Source organism: Pedobacter sp. KBW01 (genome assembly GCF_003852395.1).
Taxonomy (GTDB): domain Bacteria; phylum Bacteroidota; class Bacteroidia; order Sphingobacteriales; family Sphingobacteriaceae; genus Pedobacter.
In genome coordinates, this window is the sequence record NZ_QAJQ01000003.1 from 225,394 (window position 1) to 246,489 (window position 21,096).

A 21,096-nucleotide genomic window follows, 5' to 3' on the forward strand; every position below is an offset into this window, starting at 1 on the left:
CTGGAAAATTTATAGTGCTGGTAGATTGCTCAGTTACGTTGCACTCCATTCGAAGTGACGATCAAATAGGCTTACACAATCTGGTTCAATACCAGCACGCCAACCAAACCCAATACAGATACCAAACTTTCCATCACCGTCCAGGTGCTGAAGGTTTCTTTTAGCGTGAGGTTAAAATATTCTTTAAACATCCAGAAACCCGTATCGTTAACGTGCGAGAACATCAGACTTCCGGCACCAACTGATAAGACCATCAGCTCGGGTGGGGTACCCGGGCCAATTAAGGGTAAAACCATGCCTGATGCAGTTAATGCTGCAACTGTGGCCGAACCCAAAGTTACCCTGAGCGATGCCGTAATGAGCCAGGCTAACAGCAAAGGAGATAGGTTTAAACCACCGGTAAGCTGTTTTACCGTTTCGCCCATGCCGCTATCAATCAAAATCTGTTTGAAGGCGCCACCTGCCGCAATAATTAGCACAATCATGGCAATGCTTTTTACCCCTTCGGTACAAGATTCCATCGCTTTAGCAATCGACGCTTTTTGCAGTATTAAGGTAAGCACTACCGATAGGAGCAGTGCGGCAGTCGGATCGGCGAGAAATACAAAGATGGCTTTACCTGGGTAATCCATCTTAAGGCTACTACCCAGTGTACCCGCAACAATTAAAAATACTGGTAACAGTGCCGTAATAAAACTTTTAGAAGCCGAAGGCAGGTTGTCGTCTTCATTAATTACAAAGCCATCTTGTACAACGTTTGTGCTTCGTTTTAAGAGCAGCCTTGGTAAATATACCCCTGCAATAACTGCAATGGGCAAACTTAAAATTAATCCATAAATCAGTGTTTTTCCAATGTCGGCATGAAATATACCAGCCAAAGCTACCGGGCCCGGGTGCGGTGGTAAAAAGCCGTGTGTTACCGAAAGCGCTGTAGCCATAGGTAGCCCAATGTATAGTTTGGACAGACCTGTTGCCGAAGAGATAGCAAAAACCAGGGGGATTAAAACCACAAATCCTGCATTATAAAAAAGCGGAATGCCAACCAATAAACCAGTTAAAAGCACTGCCCATTGGATGTTTTTTTGACCAAAAGCCTTAATGAGAATGAATACAATCTTTTTGGCAGAACCACTATCTTCAATCAGTTTACCCATCATGGCACCAAGTGCCAAAACCATTACCATGCTGCCCAGTGTACTGCCAATGCCGTTGCTTATGGCGCTCATTACTTTGGCTGCCGGCATACCCAAAAGCAAACCAGTAATAATGGCTACAGCCAGCAGGGCAATCATCGGGTTGATCTTTTTCAAAATCAAAACAAACAACAGGAGGATACCAAGAAGTAAGATGAATAATGACATTTGGTTAGGAGTTTAAGGAGGATGATTAGTTTTATTGACAGCTCTACCTAGATTAATAGGTGTCTGTGAAAAGCATGACCGCTATTTTTTAACCGTAATGGTTCTACCGGTAACCAGTGTAAATTCGTAAATGCGGTACAAACCATCATCTTTAATTTCTATGCTTTCTACCAGGCCTGTTTTGCTGAAAGTATCGGTTACCATGCTGCCAATCTTTACATCCTGAAGCACATCAGTTGGGGTATCGCTGTTTAATCTGATCATAAAGGTAAAAGTATCAAAATTCTATGGTTTTAACCACGGATGCACGGAATCCACGGAAAATGTTCTGTTATTTGTCTCTATGTTCTTCGTGCCTTCCTTTGTGGGCTCTGTGGTTGAATATTGCGACTAAACCAGCGCCACCCGCTTAGCGCTTTCCCCCATTAGCCCTCCGTTCTTAAAATTTTTAAAGGTGGTTGCTTGAGGATACTTCTTGTACTTAAAACTCCTGTAATCACCACCAGCAATACAATTGAACCAAACAATAGCAGGGTAGAAAAAAATGGTGGTGTAAAGGTCGCATCAAAACTAAATTTAGCCAGCGCCCAGCTTCCGCCAAGTGCCAGAATTAATCCTGCGCCTGCTGCAAAGCTGCCTAAAAAGAAATATTCAATTGCATTAATCCGGATGATCTGCTTACTGCTGGCCCCCATGGTACGAAGTAAAATACTCTCTTTTATCCTTTGGTTTTTACTCGTTAACACCGAAGAAATTAACACAATCCATCCGGTTACCATGCTAAAACCTGCCATAAACTGAATTACGAAACCGATTTTGCCCAAAAGCTCATCCAGTAATTTTAACACCAGGTCTAAATCGATTACCGAAACATTTGGGAATTGCCGAACTACCTCTCCCTGGAAACGTGCCGAAACCTCGCTCGAGGGAACCCTGGTCATCAATACATGAAACTGCGGTGCCTCTTCTAAAACCCCTGCCGGAAAAACAACCCTGAAATTGGTTTGCATCCTACTCCAGTTTACCTCCCTTAAGCTGCCCACTACTGTAGGGATCATCATGCCCTGTACGTTAAAAAGTATTTTATCGTTTAAACCCACCTTAATCTGCTGGGCATAACGCTGATCGAGTGAAATGTAAACCATTTCGCTGGCTTTTACATGGCCAGTCCATTTACCGGCAGTAATCTTTTCAGCTGCGGTAAGGGTATCCTGGTAAGTGGCTCTGATTTCGTTACGGTATGCCCTGCGGTTGTTGGTATCAGCAGTCGATTTTTTGTCGTTAATCTCCTCAATACGCATGGTAATTACGGGTACCTGATTCATTAAAGGCAGTTTAAAAGCTTTGGTTAGGCTGTCTAATCCTTCCTTTTGCGTATTCTGGATATCAAACATTACCATGTTGGGCTGATTGTTACCTGATGAGAGGCTAACCCGGTTCATTAAAATACCTTGCACAAAAAAGAGGGTACAGATAAAGGTGGTTGAGAGGCCAATAGATACCGTTAACATTAACGTTTGGTTGTTAGGCCTGTACAGATTGGCAAATCCCTGCCGCCACAGATAACCAGCAGTGCCAGGCAAAAGTTTCCTAACCATAAACATAAGCAGTTTAGACAGGATAAGGAGTAAAATAAAGGCGATGGCAATGCTGAGGGTAAAAAACAGCGTTTGTACCCCGGTTTTCATCTGTAAATGTGTAAAACCCGCAATAAAAGCGGCCATAAGCAGATATACCAGCCACAACAAGGGATCTTTCCTACCCCGGCCTCTTTCGAAAGAAACCCGTATGGCATTTAGTGGCGAAATTTTGCGCACCGCTAAAAGCGATGGCAGGGCAAAGAGAACGGATATGATGAGCCCGAGTAAAATCCCCTGACCAACTGCGGGCCACGAAACCTGCATGGTGATTTCGATGGGTAGAAAATCTTTCAACACCCAGGGAAGCAAAAACTGTATAGCTGTGCCTAACAGCGCACCAATAACAGCTGCAATTAAGCCGATAAAAAAGACCTGGATCAGGTAAATTAAAAATGCATGTCGCGCTTTTAAACCCAAACAGCGTAAGGTAGCAATGGTGGCCAGTTTTTCCTGAATATATACCTGTATGGCACTACCTACACCTATGCAACCCAGTAATAAGGCTATAAAGCCCGATAAAGCCAGAAAACGGCTAACATCTTTGAACGATCTGCCGGTCTGTTCTTTTCTGGATTCGACAGTTTCGGCATCGAAACCTTCTTTCTCGAGTTTACTATCTGTTTTTTTTACCCATTCATCAATTTTCGACGGGTCGTTAAATTTAAAGTAAAACTTATGGTTAATCCGGCTTCCTGTTTTAATCAGATTGGTTTTTTCGAGGTATTGTAGCGGAATGTAAACGGTTGGGGCAATGCTTGCCGAAATTCCGGTTTGGCCGGGTGCCTTGGTTAGTGTGCCCAATATCTTAAAGCTTAGGTCACCAACTTTTACCGAGTCGCCAACCTTTGCATCGAACTGCAGCATAAGGGTTTTATCAACCAGCGCATTTCTGTCTAATTGAAAGCTTTTTGCTGCTGCCACAGGAATGGTTTCAATAGCGCCATAGTAAGGATACTTTCCTTTCAGTGCTTTCATTTGCACCAAACGGCTGCCGCCACCTTTCTGGAAATAAATCATCGAGGCGAAGGTTTTTTCCTGCGATCGCTCGTCGCCTAATGTATCGAGCATGTTGTTCATCACATTGCTTACACCTTTCCGGCTATCCAATACAAGATCTGCTCCTGTTAGTTCTTTTGCCTGTGCATCGATATCTTTTTGCAGGTTATCTTTAAAAGAATAAACGGCTACCAGTGCAGCGATGCCCAAAACGATAGCCGAAATAAAAAGCAACAAGCGCGAACGGTTTTTCCGGCTGTCGCGCCAGGCCATTTTAAGTAACCACGAAAGTTTAATGCGTTGTTTCGGAATGGTGCTATGCATAAGTCGGGTTTTCATCTGAAAGGATTAAACCACCTTTAATTTTGATAGTTCTAGAGGTGCGGGCTGCAAGTTCAAGATCGTGGGTTACAATAATTAGGGTAGTTCCGGCATCTTTATTTAAATCGAAAAGCAGCTTAATTACTTTCTCGCTGGTTTCGGCATCGAGGTTTCCGGTAGGCTCATCGGCAAAAAGAATGGCAGGTTGATTGGAGAAGGCCCTGGCGAGCGAAACCCGCTGCTGTTCTCCACCCGATAATTGAACGGGATAATGGTGCGCACGATCGGCGAGTCCAACTTTATCCAGCAGTTCTAAAGCATGTGCTTTAATGTTTTTTGCTCCCCTTAATTCCAGCGGAACCATTACATTTTCTAAAGCAGTTAGGGTTGGCAATAACTGAAAATTCTGAAAAATAAAGCCTACATATTGATTCCTTACAGCAGCGCGCTCATCTTCGTTTAATTTTTCGAGGGCTACGCCGTTAAGTTCTACGGTGCCACCACTAGCCCTGTCGAGGCCTGCGCACAAACCCAGCAAGGTAGTTTTACCGCTTCCTGATGGACCGGTTATGGCTACTGTTGAGCCTGCAGAGATCGAAAAATTAATCTGATCGAGAACGGTTAATTCGCGTCCGGCACTTTGATAAATTTTGCTTACATTTCGGATGTTCAATATGCTTTCCAATAGCTGATTTTTTAAGGTTTGCGGATAGATTGTTGCCAAAGATAACAGGATGTTGCCTGTTAAGATAATATTTTATAATTAGATATACACCGGTTAAATATGTTACGAAAACGCATTATAGGCTTATTTGTTTTAGGAATTGCGCTGCTGGGCTGTGGTAACGGGCAAAGCAAAAGCGATAAGGTTAAAACTTTAGATTCGGCTGACCAAAAAACGGCAGCGGTAGTACAGAAGGAACAGAATATACTCTTTTTCGGAACGAGTTTAACAGCTGGTATGGGACTCGATCCTTCGGAAGCTTTTCCTGCCTTGATTCAGAATAAAATCGACTTGTTAAAATTGCCTTACAAGGTTATTAATGGCGGCTTAAGTGGCGAAACATCTGCCGGCGGTAAGGGAAGGATAGATTGGTTGCTGAAACAGCCTGTGCGTATCTTTGTACTCGAACTGGGTGCTAACGATGGTTTAAGAGGCTTGCCTGTTGCGCAAACCATCAAAAACCTGCAGGATATTATAGACCGGGTAAAGGCTAAATATCCGGATGCCAAACTGGTGCTGGCAGGTATGCAGGTTCCACCTAATATGGGGGCTAAATATGCAGCCGACTTTAAAAACATATTTCCGGAGCTGGCACGAAAAAATGATATGAAACTGATCCCGTTTTTGCTGGATAAGGTAGGGGGCATACCGAAATTAAACCAGGCTGATGGTATTCATCCAACTGCAGAAGGAGATAAGATTTTAGCCGAAAATGTTTGGGTGGTGTTGAAGGATTTATTGTAGGTTAATTGCTGACTTTTAACCGCAGAGGACGCAAAGGGTTAAGCGCAAAGCACGCTGAATTAGGGTAAAAGTTCAAATCATTAATCCTGCGTGGCTTCTGTGCATCCGTGGCAAGAAAAATTAAGGCAAATCCTCCAACGTACCTAAAAAGGCAATAATCTGTTTAATCTCTGTTTTATTTAAATTCAGTTTATCAGCAGATAAAGTTTGGTTGCTCACCTCAATTCCCATTCCCGCTCCTCCACCACGATTATAGAAATCCATAACCTGCTCCAGTGTTTTGTACACCCCATTGTGCATGTAAGGTGCCGTTTTGGTAATATTCCTTAAAGTAGAAGTTTTAAAAGCATGCTTATATTGTGGGTAAGCGTATAGGGCGTAACGCCCCAGATCCTGATCTAATTTTGGTTTTATGGTATCGGTGCTTGCAGGTACACCTAAAACCTCTGCTTCACTTTTAATAAACAGGGGAGCTGGAGTACCATTAAAAAGTGGCGCAAAATGGCAACTGCCACATTTAGCTTTTCCCATAAACAGGTTAAATCCCTTCTTTTCTTTCTCGTTAAGTTGTTTTTTATCGCCCCGCATATAACGATCAAACTTTGAGTTAAAAGGCGATAAGGACCGGATATAGGAAGCCAGGGCTTGCTGGATTTTCCAGGGATCGGCCTTATGGGTTTTATCCTGGTAGGCCGTTTCAAATAAGGTTAAGTAATTTTTCGAAGTATTAATCCGTGCTGATGCCTGTGCAAGCGATCCGTTCATTTCCTGTTTGTGGTGAACCACATCAAGTGCCTGATCTTCGAGCGTGCCTGCTTTTAAATCGTAAAAGAACCCGCGTTGCAAACCGGCATAGGTTAATGTTGGGGTATTCCTCAATAAGGTTTCACCTTTCGATATTGCAGCCGCTTTGGTTAAACCATCTGTAAAAGCGAGCGATTGGTGGTGACAGCTGGCACAGCTGCGGTTGCCTCCATTAGAAAGTACCGGGTCGTTAAAGAGGGTTTTGCCCAATGCAATTTTAGCATCGCTAATAAATAGCGTGCTGTTGCCTACAAATTTATTTACGTTAAACGCATTTGGTTCAAACATGCTCACCGATTCATCGCGCAATGCGGAGCCACTTGCAGCAGTTGGTATGTTTTTTTTCCGGCGAAGCAGGTTGATGTGTTTACTGATTGGATCGAGATAAACGGTTATAAACGTTAGCCGGTCAAAAGCGTTAAAGTCCGGGTTCCTGGCCAGGTAAGCAAGGGCTGATGCGATTGTTTTATTTGCTGATGTTCCGTCGTATTTCGATAGTACATCTTCAATTCCTGTTAATGCAGAGGCCGTTTCGGGGATTGCCTGTAAAGCGGCTGGTGTATCAAAGCCGGTAATGCCCAAACTGGTAATCCTGAAAATTTCCAAACGGATAGCATCAAATAGTTGGGCATCGGTAAGCTGGTATTGCTCATTAAAACGGCTAACACGCTGCAGGTTGAGCTGCATTTTTTTTACCTCGTTTAATAACTCCAGACGGTTTTCCTTCGTTGGCTCTTCATAAATTATTTCTTCCATTACCTGAAAGCCTGTTGGGTTCTCGATCAGGTTTTCGCCCAATTCAATTTCATCAATTGGTGCGCCATTAAGCATAACAGCCGTTGAAGGGAAAAAATATTCGATATAATATTCCAGTTGCTTGTATTTTGCTCTTGCCAGTAAAAAGGATTCTTTAATTGCCTTTTCGTTACGGTTTTGAACGGCCTTAAATAATTTTTGATCAACAATGCTTTGAAATTCAATAAGCTGCTGATCAAAGTCTGCTTTAACCTGTTCTGCAGCTGATTTGGTTTCTGTTTTGCAGAAAATAGATAGCAGCGTAGTGAGGGTTATTAATGAAGCGAAAAAGACAATTTTTTTAAGGCCTGACATATTTGGGTAGAGTTGAAATAAAATAGAAAAATCCCTTTCAGCTACTGCCGAAAGGGATATGAAAGCATTTTTGGATTATTTAGAAACGCCGCGAACAATTACAACTTGTCCACCTTCGTTATTGTTAACCAATCTAGTTGTACCACCATCAGCATTTTTGTACTTATCATTTGTCCAGGTGTGTGGGTGTAAATTAACCACAAACGTATCCGGAATGCCGGTTAAAGCAGATACATCGTACATGGCACCATATTCCCAGCTACTTAATAGTGTACTGTTTCCCGGGTTGTATTTCGCATTAAAAGTAGCATCTGTTCTGCGGTGATTCATCTGTAACATCGGTTTTAACGATTTTGAAGCCATTGCAAACTGCCATATGGTTCCATCATGATCGTTGTTTTTGTAAAATGAATCGCCATCTTCCTGAATGTATACGTAGTTTTCAGTAACGCAAAGGTTATCAGGATTTACAATGCTTTTTCCAGGATTATCGTTGCCATCAACAGCTACTTCCAATTTACCTTTTAATGGGTTGCTTGCATCTAATACCAGCTTGTACACACGGCCCCACATGGTTTTACCGCTTACAGGAGTAATTTTATCGCCCTGGCTAACACCGGTTGCAGTAAAATATACTTCACGGCCGTTGGCAGCACTGCCTTTTCTGTAATCGATATCTTCAACACGCGCTAACATTAAAGCTTTTTTATCGATGGTTTGTTGCTGCAACTGGGCACCAGTACTGCTTTTCACATTATCGAGTTCTACAAATTCTACGTCGTAGGTTTGTCCTTTATCCATGTTGGTTTCAACTGGGTCGTTATTGCTGCGTTTCATCACATATAACTTGCCGTTTTCCAAATCACCCTGTGTATTTGAAACGTACATGGCCAACTGTCCGTCTGTTTCATCTTCGCCAATCATGATTACCGTTTTACCTGCAAATGCTCCTTTAGGTAGCGGTACGGCATTTTCTGCACTCCATCTGCCCAATGCGCTAACAGTTCTTTGTTTGTTCTTTTTATCGGCCGCCGCAAGTGGGTCAATGGCATGAATCATTGATTCTGCGCCACTTTCACCTGCAGTTAAAAAAACTGGTTTAGCAAAACCATGTTCTTCAGGGGTTGCCATTGTAGCAGAGCAAAGGCGGGTCATACCGCCATCAGAGTCTACAATGTATTCTCCTTTTACCGGTTTGAAATTTTTATCTAAGTACACGCGCGATACCGATTGAAGGATTTCATGGTTGTTAATCATAATGAAGCCTTCACCAGCAGGGTTTTTAATAATTCCGGCTCCATCTGGCTGTGCACCAAAAATGAAGTTTGGCGATTCAGGCAATACATCGTCCGAGCTGATTAGTGTAGTAATGTTCAGGCTTTCGAAACCAGGCATTGCTTTTACCAATGATGGGTTAACCGAATAATCTTTTAAGGTAACCGCAGTGGTTTCTGGTGTTTCCGGTTCATTGTTCTTTTTACAGGCACTGATTACCACTGCTGAAGTAACGAATGCGGCAACAGCAAGGGCCAAAGCCTTTTGCTTTAATAGCGTTTTGTTCATAAGTTTTGTTTTCCGTTTGCGGCAAAATTACATTGGCTATGTTGCGAAAAATTAAAGTATATGTTAAGCTAAACTGCATTGCGCTATTTAGAATGGTTCTGCCATACCGGTTTAATATTCAGCCGTATCCAATCCGCTTTTCGGGGGGCTTGATCCGCATTCCAACTCAGATGAAAATTTGGGGTAAGGCCTAATATCCAGTATATTGCATCTCCATAATCTCCCTTCATGAAAATGCCCCTAATCAGAATATTTATTCTCTTCCTAATGACAGTTGCGCTGGGTTGCGGAGGTAATGCATCACATAAGCAAAACAACAGGCCAACTGCCGAAGCAGATACCACAGCTAAAAATTTACTTACTGTAAACCACATGCATGGCGATTTAGCTGTTTTGTGGGGAGCCATTAAAGAACTGCATCCGGGCTATGGTTTTTATACGCCAGCAACCCAATTAAAGCAGGCTTATCAAAATGTTTACAACAGCCTAAAAAGACCGCTTTCTGAAAGTGAGTTTATAGATGCAGTGTATCCCTTTTTGTGCCAGTTAAGGTGTGGGCATACCCAGTTAAAACATGCCGCATCATTTAAACCATCGGGCGATAAGAAAGTACCGCACTTGCCTTTTCATGTATTGGTACAACAGCACAGGGTGTGGATTACCGGGCATCAGGTTCAGGAACTACATGCAGGGGATGAAATTATTACAATGAATGGTATTCCGGTTTCCGAAATGATTGATCATGGTTTTAACCTGTATTGTGGTGATGGTTATAATGAAACATTTAAAGAATTGTTTTTAAGCGAATACGATGGTTTTGAAGATGTTTGTAACAAATACTTCCACTGGCAGCCCCCATACACACTTAACTTACGTACTGCCAAAGGTGGGTTGAAAACAGTAAAGCTGATAGCAAATGACGCAAAAATACCTGCTGAAACACAAAAAACGGTCGATAATTTTGCCGGATGGACAGTAGCCGGCGAAATTGAAAATTCGCGTTTACGCTTTCAAAAAAATAAATCGACAGCCTGGTTTCAGGTAAGTCCCTTTGCGTATACCGATACTGTGGTATATGAAAAAGCTTTTGCCCTGATTAAACGGAAAGATATCAGGAATTTGGTGCTCGATTTAAGGCACAACACCGGTGGAGATATCAGGGTGGCTATCCGTTTATTGTCTTACCTGGCTGATGCTGATTATAATATTGTTGCCGATGTAAAATCGAGGTTCGCTGATCCTGCTTCCAGTCAGTTTGCCCGGTATTTTGATGCCGGAATTACCAGTGGTTTTAAGCTCGGTTTTAAAGCCGGGGCTAAGGCAGGTAACTGGCACCACATTACTGTTACACCAGAATTTGGACAACTATACGGGCCATTTAAACTTGCTAAAACGAATCACTTTGATGGCAATCTGATTGTGTTGATTGATGGAGCCACTTTTTCGTCAGGCGCACTTTTTACAGCAGCGTTAAAGGCGCAAAATAAAAATGTTAAGTTTATTGGGCGGGAAACAGCAGGTTCGGAAGAGGGCTGTAACGGTATGACAGTGCAACGGCTAACCTTACCCAACAGCAAGATCGTAGTCGATTTTCCGTGGATGCGCGTGGTATCTGTAGCTAAAAATGCAAGTCGTGGCCGTGGCATTATGCCCAATTATACTGTTAATTACAGCCCCGCCGATGTACTAAGCAATAAGGACCTTGATTTAAATAAAGCCCTGGCGCTGCTGAGGTAATGATCATCGCTCAGGCAGGTATCTTAATGGGCAAAATATTTAAGCTTATTCCTTGCACCGGCTATAACCAATATCCAGATACTATCCATATGTTATTCCATTAGGTTACATTAATACCGTGCCATTTCTGTTTCAAAACTATTATAAAACAGGGCTTCAATCTGTTTTTTACTTGCCCATTTAGTTGCCCAAAATTATGGACAGGCCTTTTGGCATATCGTAACGGCTGTTTTTTTTGTGAAATGACCCCAAACTGAGGTATTTAAAGTCGGAACACTTAATGGTAGTTTCTGTTGTGAATTGACTCAAAAAAATAATAATGATTAATGTTTTTGACAACAATTCTTTGAAACTGTGGAACAAGGTTTAATTCGTTTTGGGGAAAAGTGTGGAATTATTTCTACACCTTTTTATCACGGTTAATCTTTCCTTAGTTGGAAGACGGAAAAATGAAGCGCAAAGGCTTTGTTTTGCCTGTTCTTAGCCCATTAATCAGATACTGGGATAAAATACCTCAAAAACTGTTCAGTGTAATTTTTGAGGTATTTGGATCTGTTTATTTGATGGTAAGTTCATCAGGAAAAGAAACAGGCTTTGAGGTACTGCTTACAACAGGCATTTGTGCACCACGCTCTTTTAGGGTTTTCCCTAAAATGTTGGCCAGCTTTTTAGTTTCTGTCGGATTTGAGGCTGCCAGATCGTTTTTCTCCGAAATGTCCTTACTTAAATCGTACAGCTCTAAGGCCTGGTTGCGCATGCGGTAAATCAGTTTCCATTTACCGTATCTTAAGGCACTATAATAATTGATGCCTAAAAGCTGCTCCTCTTTTTCATTGGTCCATTTATTGGGGTAATGAAAAACCAGTGGGCGATCATTGAGTTTAATAGCGGGATTTTTTAAGGTGGGTACTAAGCTTAAACCATCCAGCTTTTGAATCGTTTTTTTATCAGTTATACCTGCCCAATCGAGCATTGTGGGGAAAAAATCATCAATAATTACGGGATTGGCGTTAATGCTCTGTGTTTTAGCTACGCCCGGCCATTTTACAAGCATTGGCTCGCGGATACCACCTTCGTATACCGAACCTTTACCCGAGCGGTAAGGGAAATTGTGGGTGTTAACCGCGCCACCACGACCATGCGCATCTAAGCCTCCATTATCGCTCATAAACACAATAATGGTATTTTCTGCTACACCTTTCTCTGTAAGGAAGTCCATAATATCTCCCAAACTTTTGTCCATGCCCTCAACCATACTGGCATACTTTGCTTCGGCACTATCCAAACCTGCATCGTAATAGCTTTGCACAAAGCGTTTATCGGCCATAAGGGGTACATGTACCGCATAGTGTGCCAGGTTTAAATAAAAAGGTTCTTTTCTGGCAATGGGTGTTTCCATTGCTTTTTTAGCTTCTAAAGTCAAAGCCTCTGTTAAAAAAGTACCGCTGTTGTAATATTCCTGTAAATCGGGCACGGCTTGTGCCTGTGCTTTGCCAGGTAAGTTGCCGTAGCGCTGTTCGGAAAGGTAACTTTGCGGATGCCCTGCCGAGTGACCTGCAATATTAACCATAAAGCCCAGGTTATATGGATTTGAGCCTGGCGTGCCCATCGAGCCCCAATGCGCCTTACCTACGTGAATGGTATAATAACCGGCTTTTTTGAGCAATTGTGGGAAAGTAGTGGCATAAACCGTATTTTCTGTATTGGTGGTATTGCTTAATCCGTTAATGTTCCAGTTTAAAGGGGCAAATTGCTCGTCTTTGGCATCGGTAGGTTCGTTTTTATTGGGCGATGTCCAATTGGTAATGTGGGTACGCGCAGTGTTCATACCGGTTAGCAGGCTTGTTCTGGTAGGTGTACAAACAGGTTGTGCGTAGGCGTTGGTAAATTTCATGCCTTGCCTGGCCAACCGCTCCATATTGGGTGTATGGTACCGCTTATTCAAGGGCATCACTTCAGCGCAAAACGGAACTGAAGTATCCATTATGCCCATATCGTCTACTAAAAATAATATAATATTTGGCCGGGTTTTCTTTTGTTGCGCAAAAGCATTTAGGCTAATTAAAAGTAATAGCACACCAAATGAATGCTGAATTAACTTGTATGTTTTTAATGTTGTTTTCAATTTGGTTAGTCAATTAGTTAATAGCTGTTTTACTCTAAGATAGGTTAAATATTTAAGGCCGGATAACGCAAACGTTTGACCGATTTTAATAAAAGGATTCAGAAAAAAGAAGTCGGATAACGATAAAAGACCGGTATTTTTTATTCATTTTTATTGCTTAATGCTATGAGGTGCCAGAGATGATGTTTCCGGTGTTAAATAACAATTCGCGCTTAATTATTGGAGGAGAACATGTGTAAGTCGATGTAGGTGTTGTGTTAGTAGATGTGTAGTTAAAAATAGGGTGTTTATACGGTGTGTAAATACATAAAAATATGGTTACTTAGCAGTAGGCTTAACTTCCGATCGCAGATAAGGCCAGACTTAACCATCTATAAACATAAACATCTCGAACAATGAACACCTTAAAACTAGAAGAAAGGCTTGACGAAGTGTGGAAACACTGTCAGCGCGGATTAGTGTATCCATCACCCTTCGCCATTTTTACCACATTCTGGGTAAATGCACCGGTAAACCGGCCACAGTTAACCGAACTGATGGCTGCGGTACGGAAAGAAATTAATACCAATGAAGTACTGGCAAACAGAAATACCTCGGTAGTACTGGGTATTTCTTTTAAAAACTGGGCTGCTATCTGTAAAAAAGAAGGGCTAAGCTTACCGCAGGGCATGCGCCTTAATTTTCCAACCAAAGACGATCCTTTTACCTCCGATGTTTTTGATGCCTCGAAAGGGGTTTTCGATGATACCGATGGCGATCTGTGGTTTCATATTAAAAGTGATAGCAAGCAGGCCTGTGAGGTGGTACTCGATTTTCTGGTAAAAGGATTAAAGGGAATAACCAAACATTATTTTGCACAGGATGCAGCTTCTAAATCCAATCAGAAAGATGGTAATAAAGGTAAAGTATTGGGTTGCCGCTTTTCTGAAAACCTGAATAACCCTTCCGATCCGATTACCATTGCCAAACATACTCTAATAGGGGGTGAAGATATTAGCCATTTAGGCGGATCGTTTGTGCTTGCACAGCGTTTTATCATCAACTGGAACCAGATCAATATGATGACTGAAGATCAGATCGAAGACCTGATTGGACGTAAAACCGACGATACCATTATTCCCGACCGCGATTCGCGCAGTCACATTAAATCGGCCAGAATACAAGATGAACATGGCAATACTACGCCAATCCTGCGCTTAGGTTTACCATTCGGCAGGGCCAAACAATCATCGGTTGGGTTCAGGGCGCCAAAATCGGTTACCGTTTCTGACGAGGAAGGCATTTACTTTGCAGGTTTTGCCAAAGCAGCCGGAATACTCGAAAATATTATGAGCAACCAGGTTGGGGGCGATAAGGGTTTTATGAACGACCGTTTATTTAATCACCTCAAATCAGATTTGGGTGGTATCTTTTATATTCCAAGTATGGATGACCTGGCCCTGGATCAGCACCCCGACTACAGCAATAATTTCTCGTTTATGGAGAAAGGCGACTGGTCTAAATTTCCGGGGGTAGACTGGACACGCTTAGACCGCCATTATCAGGATGCATCTAAAAACGGGTTGATGTACTACAGCCATCAGAATTACCTGTTCGCCATGTCGACCGGTATTAACCGCCACAACCACTATTTTAAAACACCGAGTAACCGCATACTGAGCCTGATGGAGAATATTTTTTCTTTATGGCAGGATAACTGGTATTTTAACCGCAAGCAGGAGGAAATTAAAGACGACCTTCAGCATTACATCAAAGCCTACGAGGGGAGCGATAAACCTGCCGATATCATGAAAGAATCGATCATGATTAGAAAAGGCTGGGCTGTGCGTTTAAGCCTGCAGTTGTTTAGCTCTGCTGATTACGGCTTTAGAGGGCGTAAAGTCAGGTTTCCAGATGGTACGCTTCATCCTTATTCAGCCTTTATCGAAGCAAAAGGCGAATGTGTCTATGGATCAGATACCTACCGGATTTCGCCCGAAGAGATTATTGTAGGCGCCATGCCAAACCTATCGTTAGGCGAGGGCCGTTATGTGATGAAATACCTTTCGGAAACCGAACGCATGGACGGCTTTTTAAGCAACCTGAGCGAAGCATCGGGGGTAGGGCACGTAATACCTCATTACGAAAAAGCTTTGCAAAAAGGTTTACAGCAAATGAAAACAGAAGTACTGGCTTACGAGCATAAGGCAAGCACTCCAGAATTGAAAGACTTTTACCGCTCTTCGTATTTATCGCTGCAAGGCATTACAGAATACATTCAGAACTACGAAAAGCTGGCCCGCGAAACTGCCGGAAAAATGGCCGAAGGGCAGGCCTGGGAAAAAGCCAATTTGCTGGCTATCGCTGCTCGGATGAAAAAACTGGCTAACGATAAGCCCGATACTTTTGTAGAAGCAGTACAGTTTATTTTTACCCTGCACTCCTGTTTGCACTTAAACGGCGAGCCTACTGCAATTGGCCGGATGGACCAGCTGTTGCAGCCTTTTTATAAAAAAGATGGTATTTCGGAAGATGAGGCACAGGAAATTATCGATGCTTTTTACATCAAATTAGATGAGAAAGTACAACAAAACCGCATTTTTATGGAAGATCATCAGCCTTTTGGCAACCTGGCCATGGGTGGTGCTTCCGGTCCGTACCCACAGGGTGCTTCTTTAGGCCAGTGGATTCAGCAAATTACCGTAGGTGGAACAATAGCCGATGGTACTGCCGATTTTGCAGCCAGTAAACCAGCTTATAACGATGTAACCAAACTCTTTATCCGTGCCTCGGGCAGGTTGCCTTTAAATGCGCCTTGCCTTTCGCTGCGTACACGTAAAGATATTCCCAAAGAAATACTTGAAGAAGCTGCTCATGCAATCCTTTCGGGTGGGGCACATCCGATCTTGCTCAACGACGAAAAAATTATCGAAGGGCTTTACCGCAGTGGAGATCATGTGGGTGGCGATCTTGGCCACAGCAACAAAAACTGGAATTCGGCCGTTTCCATGCAATCGGCACAGAACTATGCCTGCGATGGCTGTTACGAACCGCAGTTTCCGGGCGAGAACTGGTTTTCGCTGGGTGGCTTTTCTACCTTACAGCCATTGGAATGTGCTTTAAACCAAGGGCGTACCTATTCATCGGCGGGCCAGGCTTACCTGTTCGGGCAAAATGTATCGCTCAATTCTAAACCTGCAGATCAGATTAAAAGTTTTGATGAACTGGTAAAGATTTATTTCCAGCATTTCGAATTGTTAAATCGCAAGGCCTTTAACGGGCAGCTAATGGGTTTTGGGGCCAATACCAAATTCTGTCCTTCGCCCATATTAAACGTGCTGATGGATGATTGTTTGGCCCGTGGACTTGATTTTTACAGCGGAGGTACCAAATACAACATTTACGGGCCTTGCTATATCTCCTTAAGTTCGACCATTAACTCGTTATACGCCATTAAGGTAATGGTGTTTGATGATAAAAACGCCGTAACCACCCTGCCCGAATTGCTGGAATGTTTGTGCTGTGATTGGGGATATAAAATGACCGAGCCCTTCATCAGTACGCTGGCCGGCGAATCGCGCATTACCAGTCGTTCCGATCGTTTTAAGCGTCTGCGTGAAATCGCGTTAAGCTTGCCGCGTTATGGCCGCGGGCACCACGAAATTGATGCTTTTGGCGATACCATTGTAGGCGGGGTTGCTAAAATATCAGTAGAAACCTTTACCAAGCCTTTACCGCAAATGTACAGTGCCTTGCAAAACCTGGCCGCGCGTTATGGTACCGAAGAACATCCTTTTGGTATTCAGATCCAGCCGGGAGTAGGTACTTTCGAAAACCATGTAGAAATGGGTGCATGGAACGGAGCCAGTGCCGATGGTCGCAGACTGGGCACCGCTGTAGCTTCTGACCTGAGCGCGGCACCAAGCCCGATGGATTTACCGGTTGATCACCAGTATGCAGGTTTCGAGGCTTCATTGGCTGGTTTCGAAGGCGAAGGTGCTGATCTGATGACTGATGGTGCACCAACGGATTATAATGTGGATGAAGATTTTCCGGCAGAGAGAATAGTGCGTGTAATGCAGCAATTTGCCGAAGGTCATTCATCCAATATCCTTACCATCACGGTAGCCAGTCCAGATACTTATAGTCAGGCCGTGGGTTCGCCAGAACAGTTTAATCTGTTGCGCGTAAGAACTGGTGGCTGGTCTAACTTCTTTACCTCGGTGTTCCCGCTTACGCAGGATCAGCACCGCAGGAGACCGGTTTCAACACCAGAAGTGATGGAAAAGAAAGAGGGTGACATTAGCAAATGCCCTTTCCACCATAAAATGGCTGAGGGATAAAATTTAATAAAAGTAGGTGGGAGCGCGTAGCAACCACCTGCTTATTTTAGTTTCTCTCATTTACACAGATCTTTTTATCATTTAAGACATTTAAGGCCATGTAAGCTTTAGTCTTTCTGTTTTGGTCTTTTAGCGCTTTCTTTAAGCTCTCCGTCCCCGGACTTCCGACTATCCGACTTCGGACTTTTTTTACCATTTAAGACATTTAAGAACAATTAAGCTTTTAGCTTTGGTTTTTAATCACCTTGTCCCATTAATAGCAAAATCAAAAATATCGAAGTTACGGGGATCGCGCTGTGCCTTCATTTTATAAACTGAATTGAGTGGATGAGAAATAACCATGGGTACCATTTCCTCGTACCGGCCGCCATGCGAGCGTAAGGTTCCATCAAGTGCACTTAAATCATGATCGTTTGGAGTTTTACCCAGCACCACATCACGGGCTGAAAGTATCAAAAGGTCGCCTGTACGGTCGGCAGGTTGTTCGAGTAGGCGGCAACCTGTTTCTTTGCTGTACACCTCGGTAATCCCATCCTGCAACTCAAGCCAGTTTTTAACTTCGTTAATCTGGGTGCTATCGTTTAGATAAACTACCGCATAAGAACCCAGGGCGCCATGGTGTTTCACATAAGGATCGGTAATGGGGCATATTACCCTAAAGCCAGAACCAAATCTTTCGGTTAGCATGGTTTCAATAAACAAAATATTCGGAGAGCCGTCTGCTTTAATTTTTGCATTCATACCATGATCGGCAGTTGCTGCCACTATTGCTCCTAAAGCAAGCATTTTACCCAATTCAACATCCTGCGTCTCATAAAAGGCGAGTGATTGTTCCGTGTCTGGTGCATAAGTATGCTGCATATAATCGGTTAACGAGAGGTATAAAACATCAGCCATCCCCCGGGCTATCAGAGCAACTCCTGCGCGCAATACGAATAAACTGGCCTCAGCGCTGTAAATTGGTGGGGTTTGCTGGCCAACAAATTGTTCTACCTGTTCAATACCATGTGTATCCAGGGCAGCATGTGCAGCTTTTTCAGCCGAAAAGGCAATGCCTTTTAGCCGATGCGAAAGTATATCCCTCAGTTTTTCTTTGGCAGTAACTACGGCCACTTTGCGTCTGGCATTTGCAGCTGCAGCCAGTATGGTTTCGGCTTTAAGGTAAGTTGCTGCATTCATCATTACTTCCTGTTGTATGGCAGTATCAAAAAAATAGTTGCCGCATATGCCATGCGCTGCCGGACTAAGCCCCGTAACAATAGATGCATTATTTACATTGGTAAACGAGGGCAGGGCGCCCCTAACCATTCCTCTGTAGCCTTGTACAATCATTTTTTTTAAATGGGGCATCCGGTTGCGGGCCATAGCTGCATCAAGGTATTCATCGGCCGAGCCATCCATACAAATCACCACAATTGGTTTTGCTTCAGGTGAATAGGTTTTGCCATTGATGATAAAGGGTTGGGTGGAGATACTGTTCATCTGAATGCGATTTAATTATTTTTTACTGGTTTATTCATTAGGCTTTTGATCTGGTTGAAAATCTGATAGCCTGTTTTAATAACTAAAAATTAACATGATGTTATTTGCTTATTAATAAACAAAGTTTAATTTTACTAAACAAATATATGCTTTAGCCTTTAATGCTACACAACCCAAAACGAAATAGCAGTAAGAATTATGGTAAAATAATTTTTAGAAGGTCAGATATTTAATTTTCTAATGGAACAGCATAATAAACTTACCGATGCAGATTTACTTGCCCTGTTAAAACTGGGTAAGGAAGATGCATTTGTAGTAATTTATCACCGATACTGGGAGTGTTTAATAAATGCTGCTTATCAACGTTTACGTTCAAGGAGCGATGCTGAAGAGGTGGTGCAGGAAGTATTTGTTAATCTGTATTTACGGCGAAATGAAATTGAACCTAAATCTACATTGGAGGCTTATCTTAAAACTGCGCTCAAATACAAAGTAATTGATATGTATCGTTTGCAACAGCTGCATTATAAGCATATCGATAACCTAATTGCCGAAACACAGGTTAACCCGCAAGCTGTAGATGATGAACTGGCGATTAGGGAGTTTAAACTCAGTGTGCTTTCGGCATGCCAGAAATTACCCCAAAAGTGCCGCGAAGTATTCATCATGTTCCGCTTCGAAGAATTGTCACATAAAGAAATTGCCCTGCGTACATCTATTTCAGTGAGTACGGTAAAAAAACACCTCCACAAGGCAATGTTTTTCCTACGGGAAGAATTTAAGGGGAGCAAAACATTCCTAACGCTGGTATTCTGGTACTTGTTTTATAAATAATTATTTTTTGTAGCTGATAAAAAAAAAATATTTAACTGTAAATCAGTTTGTTGTGCTTTTGTTGCAAGCGGTAGTAGAACCTTTTCGGCTTTGCTTCGAGTACGTTTATATGAGCGATAGCCAAAAAGAGTTCGACAAGTACTTACTAGAAATTATCACCAGGTTCAAAAACGGAGAGGCCACAGCTGCTGAAATCCGGGAAATAGATCAGTGGTACGAAAGCCAGTCGACTAACACTAGGTATACTGATCAGCTCCCGGCCGATGAGCAACTCGAAACCAGGCAGAAAATGTTGCGAAATGTTAAGGCAAGTATCCGGCAGGAAACGGAACATGTTGTAAAACTCAATGCTTATAAAAAAATAAAAGGCCTTGCCATTGCAGCAACTGTACTATTAGCCATCGGAACCAGCATCTATTTTGGTTTAGACAAGCAGAAAACCGAACACAGACAACTGGTTGTAGCAAACGACATTGCACCGGGCAGTAATACAGCAACATTAACACTGGCTAACGGTAAAAAAATAAACCTTGCAGCTTTAAACAATGGCCAGATTGCCAGCCAGTCTGGAATCAGGATTTCTAAAACGGCTGATGGACAACTGGTATATGAAAGTATCGCAAATGAAACTGATCCAGGTAGTCAACCCGAATTTAATACCATAGAAGTACCTGTTGGCGGGCAATGGCAGGTTATTTTACCCGATCGGTCTAAAGTTTGGCTGAACGCATTATCCAGCATTACCTACCCTTTGCATTTTACTGGCAAAGAGAGAAATGTGAAAATCTCAGGTGAAGCCTATTTTGAGGTGGCACATAATCCCAAAATGCCATTTAAAGTGCATAGCAATGGTCAAACAGTAGAAGTACTGGGCACACATTTCAATATTATGGCCTATGCAGACGAAAAATTGATGAAAACCACTTTACTTGAAGGTGCGGTGAAAGTTTCGGAAGGAAAGCAAACCAGGTTGCTTGTACCAGGTGAGCAGGCACAGGTTGGAGGTGGGAGCATTGCAGTAACTAGGGCTATTGATGTTGAAGATGTAGTGGCCTGGAAAAACGGGTATTTTAAATTCGACGAAAACCTGGAAGCCATTATGGCAAAAGTTGCCAAGTGGTACAATGTAGAAATTGTTTATCAGTTTAAACCCGATCCGGATATTGTTTATGCGGGTAAAGTTTCGCGTGCTAAAAATATATCTTCTTTATTGAAACTTATAGAATTTGATGGCGATGTGCATTTTAAAATTGAAGGAAGGAGGGTAATTGTAATGAAGTAATAAATGCAAGCCGGTAAGCCAAAAGGATGGTCAAAGGTGCGCTAACACCTT

Annotated in this window: 13 protein-coding genes; 5 read left to right on the forward strand and 8 right to left on the reverse strand. The window is 42.7% G+C overall.

Annotation, left to right across the window (positions count from 1 at the left end):
• Positions 1–71: 71 nt before the first annotated feature.
• The 4 genes from DBR40_RS03445 to DBR40_RS03460 form a co-directional block, all read right to left on the reverse strand.
• Positions 72–1,361, reverse strand: coding sequence for a gluconate:H+ symporter (locus DBR40_RS03445; protein ID WP_124558410.1), 1,290 nt, complete (start codon positions 1,359–1,361; stop codon positions 72–74).
• An 81-nt stretch (positions 1,362–1,442) separates the two neighbouring features.
• Positions 1,443–1,625 (reverse strand): hypothetical protein, encoded by a 183-nt coding sequence (locus tag DBR40_RS03450; RefSeq protein ID WP_124558411.1) that lies wholly within the window; start codon positions 1,623–1,625, stop codon positions 1,443–1,445.
• A gap of 161 nt (positions 1,626–1,786) precedes the next feature.
• Positions 1,787–4,336 carry an ABC transporter permease gene (locus DBR40_RS03455; protein WP_233603792.1) on the reverse strand — a complete coding sequence of 850 codons (2,550 nt, stop codon included), beginning with the start codon at positions 4,334–4,336 and terminating at the stop codon, positions 1,787–1,789.
• On the reverse strand, positions 4,314–5,003 hold the full coding sequence (locus DBR40_RS03460; RefSeq protein ID WP_124558412.1) for an ABC transporter ATP-binding protein: 690 nt from the start codon (positions 5,001–5,003) through the stop codon (positions 4,314–4,316). Before DBR40_RS03460 ends, DBR40_RS03455 begins: the two co-directional genes overlap by 23 nt.
• A 99-nt stretch (positions 5,004–5,102) precedes the next feature.
• Between DBR40_RS03460 and DBR40_RS03465 the strand changes: the two genes are divergently transcribed.
• Complete coding sequence (locus DBR40_RS03465) at positions 5,103–5,786, forward strand: arylesterase (protein WP_124558413.1); 684 nt, start codon at positions 5,103–5,105, stop codon at positions 5,784–5,786.
• 120 nt (positions 5,787–5,906) lie between these two features.
• Here the strand turns inward: DBR40_RS03465 and DBR40_RS03470 are convergent, their stop codons facing one another.
• Positions 5,907–7,700, reverse strand: coding sequence for a cytochrome-c peroxidase (locus DBR40_RS03470; RefSeq protein WP_124558414.1), 1,794 nt, complete (start codon positions 7,698–7,700; stop codon positions 5,907–5,909).
• A 75-nt stretch (positions 7,701–7,775) separates the two neighbouring features.
• A complete protein-coding gene (locus DBR40_RS03475; RefSeq protein WP_199748266.1) occupies positions 7,776–9,263 on the reverse strand; it encodes a hypothetical protein in 1,488 nt (495 codons plus the stop codon).
• Between the two features lie 228 nt (positions 9,264–9,491).
• Here DBR40_RS03475 and DBR40_RS03480 point away from each other — a divergent pair, with 228 nt between their 5' ends.
• Positions 9,492–11,000 carry a S41 family peptidase gene (locus DBR40_RS03480; protein ID WP_124558415.1) on the forward strand — a complete coding sequence of 503 codons (1,509 nt, stop codon included), beginning with the start codon at positions 9,492–9,494 and terminating at the stop codon, positions 10,998–11,000.
• A gap of 556 nt (positions 11,001–11,556) precedes the next feature.
• Here the strand turns inward: DBR40_RS03480 and DBR40_RS03485 are convergent.
• Positions 11,557–13,125 (reverse strand): sulfatase, encoded by a 1,569-nt coding sequence (locus DBR40_RS03485; RefSeq protein ID WP_124558416.1) that lies wholly within the window; start codon positions 13,123–13,125, stop codon positions 11,557–11,559.
• Between the two features lie 395 nt (positions 13,126–13,520).
• Here DBR40_RS03485 and DBR40_RS03490 point away from each other — a divergent pair, with 395 nt between their 5' ends.
• Entirely contained in the window at positions 13,521–17,447 is a 3,927-nt protein-coding gene (locus DBR40_RS03490) for a Dyp-type peroxidase (protein ID WP_124558417.1), read from the forward strand.
• 240 nt (positions 17,448–17,687) lie between these two features.
• On the opposite strand, the gene phnA is transcribed toward DBR40_RS03490, so the two are convergent.
• Positions 17,688–18,929: a phosphonoacetate hydrolase gene (gene phnA / locus DBR40_RS03495; RefSeq protein ID WP_124558418.1), complete on the reverse strand. Its 1,242-nt coding sequence runs from the start codon at positions 18,927–18,929 to the stop codon at positions 17,688–17,690.
• Between the two features lie 240 nt (positions 18,930–19,169).
• Between phnA and DBR40_RS03500 the strand changes: the two genes are divergently transcribed.
• Positions 19,170–19,763: an RNA polymerase sigma factor gene (locus tag DBR40_RS03500; RefSeq protein WP_124558419.1), complete on the forward strand. Its 594-nt coding sequence runs from the start codon at positions 19,170–19,172 to the stop codon at positions 19,761–19,763.
• A 109-nt stretch (positions 19,764–19,872) separates the two neighbouring features.
• Positions 19,873–21,045: a FecR family protein gene (locus DBR40_RS03505; RefSeq protein ID WP_124558420.1), complete on the forward strand. Its 1,173-nt coding sequence runs from the start codon at positions 19,873–19,875 to the stop codon at positions 21,043–21,045.
• The last annotated feature ends 51 nt before the right edge of the window (positions 21,046–21,096 follow it).

Coding starts and splice junctions, on each gene's coding strand:
- DBR40_RS03445 (WP_124558410.1), bottom strand. CDS start 1,361: ATGTCATTATTCATCTTACTTCTTGGTATCCTCCTGTTGTTTGTTTTG.
- DBR40_RS03450 (WP_124558411.1), bottom strand. CDS start 1,625: ATGATCAGATTAAACAGCGATACCCCAACTGATGTGCTTCAGGATGTA.
- DBR40_RS03455 (WP_233603792.1), bottom strand. CDS start 4,336: ATGAAAACCCGACTTATGCATAGCACCATTCCGAAACAACGCATTAAA.
- DBR40_RS03465 (WP_124558413.1), top strand. CDS start 5,103: ATGTTACGAAAACGCATTATAGGCTTATTTGTTTTAGGAATTGCGCTG.
- DBR40_RS03470 (WP_124558414.1), bottom strand. CDS start 7,700: ATGTCAGGCCTTAAAAAAATTGTCTTTTTCGCTTCATTAATAACCCTC.
- DBR40_RS03475 (WP_199748266.1), bottom strand. CDS start 9,263: ATGAACAAAACGCTATTAAAGCAAAAGGCTTTGGCCCTTGCTGTTGCC.
- DBR40_RS03480 (WP_124558415.1), top strand. CDS start 9,492: ATGAAAATGCCCCTAATCAGAATATTTATTCTCTTCCTAATGACAGTT.
- DBR40_RS03490 (WP_124558417.1), top strand. CDS start 13,521: ATGAACACCTTAAAACTAGAAGAAAGGCTTGACGAAGTGTGGAAACAC.
- phnA (WP_124558418.1), bottom strand. CDS start 18,929: ATGAACAGTATCTCCACCCAACCCTTTATCATCAATGGCAAAACCTAT.
- DBR40_RS03500 (WP_124558419.1), top strand. CDS start 19,170: ATGGAACAGCATAATAAACTTACCGATGCAGATTTACTTGCCCTGTTA.
- DBR40_RS03505 (WP_124558420.1), top strand. CDS start 19,873: ATGAGCGATAGCCAAAAAGAGTTCGACAAGTACTTACTAGAAATTATC.